General features: G+C 59.0%; 4 protein-coding genes and 1 pseudogene. 2 read left to right on the top strand and 3 right to left on the bottom strand.

Annotated elements, in window-relative coordinates; genetic code table 11:
* Together JJ869_RS21690 and JJ869_RS21685 are read left to right on the top strand one after the other, a co-directional pair.
* A pseudogene (locus JJ869_RS21690) lies at window positions 1-148 on the top strand (phosphonate ABC transporter, permease protein PhnE); the annotation flags it as partial.
* A gap of 136 nt (window positions 149-284) precedes the next feature.
* Window positions 285-671 (top strand): cupin domain-containing protein, encoded by a 387-nt coding sequence (locus JJ869_RS21685; protein ID WP_292270678.1) that lies wholly within the window; start codon window positions 285-287, stop codon window positions 669-671.
* Window positions 672-741: 70 nt separating this feature from the next.
* On the opposite strand, the gene JJ869_RS21680 is transcribed toward JJ869_RS21685, so the two are convergent.
* The 3 genes from JJ869_RS21680 to JJ869_RS21670 all read right to left on the bottom strand — a co-directional run bounded on the left by JJ869_RS21680 (window position 742) and on the right by JJ869_RS21670 (window position 5267).
* The gene (locus JJ869_RS21680; RefSeq protein WP_292270677.1) at window positions 742-3096 is read right to left on the bottom strand and encodes a TRAP transporter large permease subunit; all 2355 of its coding nucleotides are present in this window, start codon (window positions 3094-3096) and stop codon (window positions 742-744) included.
* Window positions 3097-3161: 65 nt separating this feature from the next.
* The gene (locus JJ869_RS21675) at window positions 3162-4073 is read right to left on the bottom strand and encodes a TRAP transporter small permease subunit (RefSeq protein ID WP_292270676.1); all 912 of its coding nucleotides are present in this window, start codon (window positions 4071-4073) and stop codon (window positions 3162-3164) included.
* 108 nt (window positions 4074-4181) lie between these two features.
* Entirely contained in the window at window positions 4182-5267 is a 1086-nt protein-coding gene (locus JJ869_RS21670; protein ID WP_292270675.1) for a TRAP transporter substrate-binding protein, read from the bottom strand.
* Between the last annotated feature and the right edge of the window lie 249 nt (window positions 5268-5516).

Raw genomic sequence — 5516 nt, 5'->3', positions numbered from 1 at the left:
TGACCGCAATGCAGGTGGGTTCTGGGACGGACTGCACCGGTTCTTTGATTTCCCCAAAGAGGTACTCAGCGAGGCCATAGAGAAGATCGGTGAGCTGCCGGCCAACCTCCTAAAGTATTTGCCGTCGCTGATCGAAACCATACCGATCCGCTTGCCGAACAGGTCGCCAATATCCCGCTTCCCGATTTGCGCAGCTAACCGCCTGACAAAAGATACTGCGAAGCTGTGGAACAGTTCACGCCCCGGCACGTTCCCTTGTGGTAACGACAAAGGAGCGACCCGATATGGCTGAAAAAGACACACTCGTAATGCCCATCGCCAAGATGGCCCGCAGCAATGACAAGTTCCGCGAGGTGGTCTGGACCGGCGACAACTCGCAGCTGGTGCTGATGGCCATTCCCGAAGGCGGCGAAATCGGGGGCGAAACCCACGACGGCCATGACCAGCTTTTGTATTTCGTGGATGGCATGGGCAAAGCCAAGATCGGGGACAAAGAGATGGACATCTCGGCCGGCGACGTGGCGATTGTGCCCTCGGGCAAGTACCACAATTTCAAGAACACCGGCACGGGCATGATGCGTCTCTACACCACCTATTCCCCACCCGAACATGAGCCGGGCACGGAACATGATACCAAGGAGGATGCAGAGGCTGATCCAAACGAGGATTGATCCGCAAACCGCTAACGAAAAAGGCCGCCCTGCTGAGCGGCCTTTTTTGGTCATGTCGGATTGGACGTCATCAGTTCTGAATCAGGTCCGGCAAGATCGTCACGATACCCGGGAACACCCATAGCAACCCGAGGCCAATCACCTGAATGGCGACGAACGGAATGACACCGCGATAGATGTGGCCGGTCGTGACCTCTTTCGGAGCGACGCCGCGCAGATAGAAAAGCGCAAATCCGAAAGGTGGCGTCAGGAACGAGGTTTGCAGGTTGATCGCGATCATGATGGTGACCCATGCCGGATCGAGCGTTCCGCCATAGATCACCGGTCCCACGATGGGCACCACGATGTAGATAATCTCAAGGAAGTCGAGCACGAAGCCCAGCACGAAGAGGATCAGCATCACGACAAGGAACACGATGGTTTCATTGTCGAAGGAGCGCAGGAAGTCCTGAATGTAATGCTCACCCCCGAAGGAGATCAGCACGAGGTTCAGAAGCTGCGAGCCGATCAGGATGGTGAACACCATTGACGTCACCTTCGCAGTTTCTCGCACCACCGGACCAAGGATGTTGGTTCGGAACAGCACCCAGCAGCTATAGAGCAAGCCGAAGAACGCGAAGTGATAGGCGAACTGTGCCAAAATGTAAGCGATCCAGTCTTCGGCCGGAACGGTTTCACGGGTGATGCGCAGGTCGAAATTGACGCCCAGCAGGATCATGATCACCAGCGCCAGTGACGCCCAGATGACGATCTTTGCCGCGCCCTGCTCTTCCTTCAGTTTGCGGTACGCGGCCAGCATGATCGCGCCTGCAGCGCCAAGTGCAGCCGCGGGGGTCGGGTTCGTGATCCCGCCAAGGATGGAGCCCAGAACCGCAACGATCAGAACCAGCGGCGGGAACACCACGCGCAAAAGCTCGTTCTGCGCCAGGCGACCCATGGCCACCCAGACGCCCACCATGGTCAGGGCCATTGGGATGGCCATGATCAGGAAATGTGCACCAGACCCGGTCAAGGGCGAGATGAAGATCACGTCCGCAAGGAAGGCCAGAACGACCCCGATGCCGCCAATGATCAAAGGCAGCGGAGCCGACGATGGCGACACGCCGCGTGCCAGGATCAACACCAGCGCAAGCAGGCCAAAGATGGTGGCCACACCCGACCCGATGGGTGCTGCGTTCTCGCGAGCCTCGATCAGGGCAGCTGCACGCTCTTCCTCGGTCAGTTCGACAACCTCTCCGGTGTCGCCTGCCGCGGTCATGGCTGCACGTTGTGCCACGGCCTCGTCCCATGCCTCCTGCCCGTGCAGGTCGATCATGGAAGCTTGGCACTGTTCGGAAACGTTGGTCCGAAGGCTTGGACCGTCCGCGCGTTCCGCATAGTCGGATACCGAGATTGTCTGCGTCCCGATGACGCCAGCGCTGAAACCCATCACGATCGCCAGGATCAATCCCAGCGGTGCCGCCAGATACCAGGTCAGTGCCTCGTTGCGGGTGACCACTTCTCCGCTTTGTCCGTCAAGTTCAACCGGAGGCGCACTGGCCGGGCGGAGCAAGGCAAAGCCGAACGCATAGACACCGTAGAGCAGTGCAAGGAAAAGGCCCGGCAGAAGTGCAGCCTGGAAGAGCGTACCAACCGACAAGACCGCCGGTTCACCAAGATAGGTCAGCGCGTCGCCACAGCCTGCAAGCTGGGCGCGGGTTTCCTGACCAGTCGCGTAGAGGTCGCCCACAAGCGTTCCCAGAAGAACGATCACGATGGATGGCGGAATGATCTGCCCCAACGTCCCCGACGCAGCAATTACCCCCGTCGCAAGCTCTGGTGAGTAGTTGTTACGCAGCATGGTCGGCAGCGCGAGCAGCCCCATGGTCACAACCGTTGCGCCAACGATGCCGGTGGAGGCGGCAAGGAAAGCACCCACGATGACGATGGACACGGCCAGACCACCCGGCAGCGGGCCGAACACGCGCGCCATGGAGGTCAGCAGGTCTTCGGCGATGCGCGACCGTTCCAGCGTGATGCCCATCATCACGAACATCAGAACCGCCAGCAGCGTTTCGATGGACTGTCCCGCGATCACCCGTTCGTTGATCCGGTTCACGATGAAAGAGATGTTCCGCTCCATCGCCTGTTCCCAGCCACCCGGGAACACCGGCTCTTCGATGCGCGGTAAATCCGGGTATCGGAAGACGGATATGGCATCTCGGGCGATGCCCTCCGCCACGAGGGCGGCAAATTCAGGTGAGCCTTTGTCGATGGCCTGATGGATCAGCAGACCTGCCGAATCGAGTGCGGCGATGATGGCAAAGGAAATCACGCCGGCACCGGCGATGGCAAAGGCCACCGGGAAGCCTGTCATGATCCCGGCAAAGAGAGTCAGGAAGACGATGAGGATACCGACCTCGACTCCGTCCAGTCCGAAAAGCATGTTATGCGGCCCCCCCGCTGCGCGCCGTTTTAGGCGTCGTTGTCTGTTTGTGTGTCGTCATGGGTTCAGGTCGATCCTGAATGGATCGCGTGCTCGATCTCTTCGGCTTCGCTCGAGAACCCATCCCGGTCGAGATACTTGCCTTCGCTCTCTTCGCCTTCGATGAATTCCAGCAGCGAGCGCCAGAAGAACGCCATCGCGTGAACGAAGGTCAGAGCGCAGAACAGCACGATGAGAATCTTGAACAGGAAGTAGGCGTCAAAGCCGTTCGGGCTGAAGCCAATGGTTTCCACGTTCCAGCGGAAGATCCGCGCCTGCATGATCATCCGATCCAGATCGCTTGTTGCGGTCACAGCGGGCGTCATCAGGTGCCGCCACATGAAGAACCATGCGTAAAGATAGGTGATGGTGATCGCAGGCAGCATGAAGAACATGCAGCCGAACATGTCGGTCAGGCGCTTGGTGCCGTATTTCATCTTGGAATAGAACAGGTCCACACGCACATGGCCGCCCTGCACGAAGGTGTATGTCACGCACAAGGCAACAACCATGGCGTTGTAGAACTTGAGTTCTTCGGCCCACCAGCTGAGATCTTTGGCGAACGCGGTTCCGAGCGGCCCGATCTCGATCTCGGCCACGCGGAAGATGCGCTGCAGGAACACGATCATCACCTGCTGCAGCACCATCAACAAGCCGGCCCAGGCCGCGACACGCCCGATCCCGTTGGCCATGCCTTCCAACCCGCGGACACATCCCCAAAGGATTTCGCGCTTCCACAGCACGCCGAGCAGGGTCAGGACGATGAAGGTGGTGAAGACCACAAAAAACAATTCGACCGATGCACCATAGTAGATGAACCGCATCACGGATGCCGGGTCGGACCAGTTGAGCCAAGACCCCGGATTAAACACCGCCATTAACAGGTTGTATGGGGCCATCACTAAATTCTGAAGCACCCACAGGATGAATTCGACCATGCCCTGCCCCCTTATTGGCCCCGATCACGGGGCATCACGACTGTTTGGTAAGCGGCGAAAAGCCCCGCCCAGACCAAAGGTCGGGACGGGGCCAAAACGTAGCTGGGATTAGCCTGCGTTCACACGGTTGCGCTGACGCATGAATTCGCCATCGGCGATCTCGTACCAGCCCGAGGATTCCTCGATGGACGCAAACACGCTGTTGGCGATCTCGGCATAGATCGGGTCGCCCATGTTCTCTTCGCGAACCTCTTTGGCTGCGGTGCCGAACGCGTCCCAGACATCTGCGGGGAACTGACGGACCTGAACGCCACCGGCCTGCAGACGTGCCAGAGCCGCGCCGTTCTCGGCAAGCGACAGCGCGGTGTTCTGCGCGTGCGACGCTTCACAGGCCACTTTACAGATTGTCTGCTGCTGCGGTGTCAGGGATTCCCAGATATCGATGTTGAACACCATCGACAGGGTCGAACCCGGCTCGTGGAAGCCCGCTGCGTAGTAGGTCTTGGTAACTTCCTGGAAGCCCATGCGCTCGTCCGCATACGGCCCGATCCATTCCGCACCATCGATCTGACCGGACGCCAGCGCCTGGTAGATTTCGCCGCCGGGGATGTTTTGCACGGAGGCACCGAGGCGACCCAGCACCTGACCACCCTGACCCGGCATACGGAAGCGCAGACCCTGCAGGTCTTCGGCCGAATTGATTTCCTTGTTGAACCAACCGCCCGGCTGCATTGCGGTCTGGCCGCACATCAGGGGCTTGAGGTTGAACAGCGACGACAGGTTGTCGTGCAGTTCCTGACCGCCACGACGGTAGTACCAGTTCGCCATTTCCTGCGCGGTCATGCCGAAGGGCACGGCTGTGAAGAACGCAAATGCCGGGTGCTGGTTGAGGAAGTAGTATTCCGCCGAGTGATAGACGTCCGCCTGTCCGGAGGACACGGCGTCGAACACTTCGAATGCACCCACGAGCGAACCTGCGGGCATCTTGTTGAACGAAAGCTGACCATCTGTCATGGCCGTGATGTAATTAATGGCCAACTGAGCCGCATCGTCGAACACGGCAAAGCCGTCCGGAACCGATGTAACCATGGTCAGTGTGCGATTGCCCTGTGCGTATGCCGGTGCCGCAAGTGTGGTGGCTGCCGCAGCCCCCGCCCCTACAGTAGACGTCCGCAAGAATGAACGACGATCCATGTATTTCCTCCCCTGAGTTTTGGATGCACAAAAACAGCCAGTCCGCTGTTTGCGCGGATCATTTAGTGGGTCGGACGGTAATCAGAAAAAAAACCGAATGCAAATAATTAAAGGGCACCTCGATTTTTGACTGTTTTTGGGGCCATGCAGCGCTTCTCATGGCGTGATTCAAGCTGGAGGCCGTCATCTGTCGGCCCGGTATGCCCGGACGTTCGCGGCTCTGCTCCCATGACGCTCTGTCTTTCGACC

It is taken from the genome of Marivita sp. (assembly GCF_017643905.1).
Taxonomy (GTDB): domain Bacteria; phylum Pseudomonadota; class Alphaproteobacteria; order Rhodobacterales; family Rhodobacteraceae; genus Marivita.
This window is presented reverse-complemented; position numbering and strand designations above follow the sequence as displayed.